This is a genomic window from Pseudomonas sp. A25(2017), from assembly GCF_002001065.1.
Taxonomy (GTDB): Bacteria; Pseudomonadota; Gammaproteobacteria; order Pseudomonadales; family Pseudomonadaceae; genus Aquipseudomonas; species Aquipseudomonas kilonensis.
Map to the genome: position 1 here is coordinate 1 of NZ_MUOA01000135.1, position 1,902 is coordinate 1,902.

1 protein-coding gene is annotated in these 1,902 nt (G+C 61.8%); it reads right to left on the bottom strand.

Translation table 11 applies throughout. The features are described 5' to 3' along the window. A partial coding sequence (locus tag B0E42_RS29330; protein WP_371915910.1) for an immunoglobulin-like domain-containing protein occupies positions 1–1,902 on the bottom strand: 1,902 nt, incomplete at both ends.

The window sequence follows — 1,902 nt, forward strand, 5'->3', positions numbered from 1 at the left end:
CGGCGAGGGCGTCGTTTGGTGTAACGAAGTTCACCGAAGCGGAGCTGGCGCCGACTGGGATAGTAATGGTCTGGCCGTTGCTCAACGTCACGACGAGCGGGGCATCAGTTACCGGAGCGTTGACCGAGGCGGTGTAAACCACGGTGCCGCCTTCGGCCACAGCCGAAGTCGCTGTGAGCGAAACGGTGCTGGTGTCGATGGTGTCGGTAACGTCAGTCACCGCCGGGGTAGTGCTCGGAATCAGGTTCTCGAAGTTACCGCCAGTCGCTTGATCGATGCTGACTTCAACTTTGCCAGCGTCTTTGTAGACGTCGTCTGTTGGCGCATCGACGGTCACGGTGCCGGTGGTGGCGCCTGCAGCGATGTTGATGACGGCGCCGTTGCTCAGGGTCACGGTCACTGGCGAGCCAGCGGCGTTGGTCAGGGTTGCGGTGTAAACGATGGAACCGCCTTCAGCAACAGTGTCGGTTGCCGAGAGCGTCAGGCCAGTGGTGTCCTGCACGTCGGTAACGGTGGTGTCCGCCGGAGTGGCGTCGATGTCCAGTTTTTCGTAGTTGCCGCCCTGGGCGTCGTCGATCTTCACGCTCAGGTTGTCGCCGCCGGCGAGGGCGTCGTTTGGTGTAACGAAGTTCACCGAAGCGGAGCTGGCGCCGACTGGGATAGTAATGGTCTGGCCGTTGCTCAACGTCACGACGAGCGGGGCATCAGTTACCGGAGCGTTGACCGACGCGGTGTAAACCACAGTCCCGCCTTCGGCCACAGTCGAAGTCGCTGTGAGCGAAACGGTGCTGGTGTCGATGGTATCGGTGACGTCAGTCACCGCCGGGGTAGTGCTCGGAACCAGGTTCTCGAAGTTGCCACCGGTGGCGTTGTCGATGCTGACTTCAACTTTTCCGGCGTCTTTATAGACGTCGTCTGTTGGCGCATCGACAGTTACGGTACCGGTGGTAGCGCCGGCGGCAATGTTGATCACCGCACCGTTGCTCAGGGTCACGGTCACTGGCGAGCCGGCGGCGTTGGTCAATGTTGCGGTGTAAACGATGGAACCGCCCTCGGCAACGGTATCGGTCGCACTCAAGGTCAGGCCGGTAGTGTCCTGCACGTCGGTAACGGCGGTGTCCGCCGGAGTGGCGTCGATGTCCAGTTTTTCGTAGTTGCCGCCCTGTGCGTCGTCAATCTTCACGCTCAGGTTATCGCCGCCCGCGAGGGCGTCGTTTGGTGTAACGAAGTTCACGCTGCCACTGCTGGCGCCGACCGCGATGGTGATGGTCTGGCCGTTCGACAGGGTGATAACCAACGGAGCTTCGGTCACGGGTGCATTGACCGAGGCGGTGTAAACCACGGTGCCGCCTTCGGCCACAGCCGAAGTCGCTGTGAGCGAAACGGTGCTGGTGTCGATGGTGTCAGTGACGTCAGTCACCGCTGGGGTAGTGCTCGGAACCAGGTTCTCGAAGTTACCACCGGTGGCGTTGTCGATGCTGACTTCAACTTTGCCCGCGTCTTTGTAGACGTCGTCTGTTGGGGCGTCGACGGTCACGGTGCCGGTGGTGGCGCCTGCAGCGATGTTGATGACGGCGCCGTTGCTCAGAGTCACGGTCACTGGCGAGCCGGCAGCGTTGGTCAGGGTGGCGGTGTAAACGATGGAACCGCCTTCGGCGACGGTATCGGTCGCACTCAAGGTCAGGCCGGTAGTGTCCTGCACGTCGGTAACGGCGGTGTCCGCCGGAGTGGCGTCGATGTCCAGTTTTTCGTAGTTGCCGCCCTGGGCGTCGTCAATCTTCACGCTCAGGTTATCGCCGCCCGCGAGGGCGTCGTTTGGTGTAACGAAGTTCACGCTGCCACTGCTGGCGCCGACCGCGATGGTGATGGTCTGGCCGTTCGACAGGGTGATAACCAACGGAG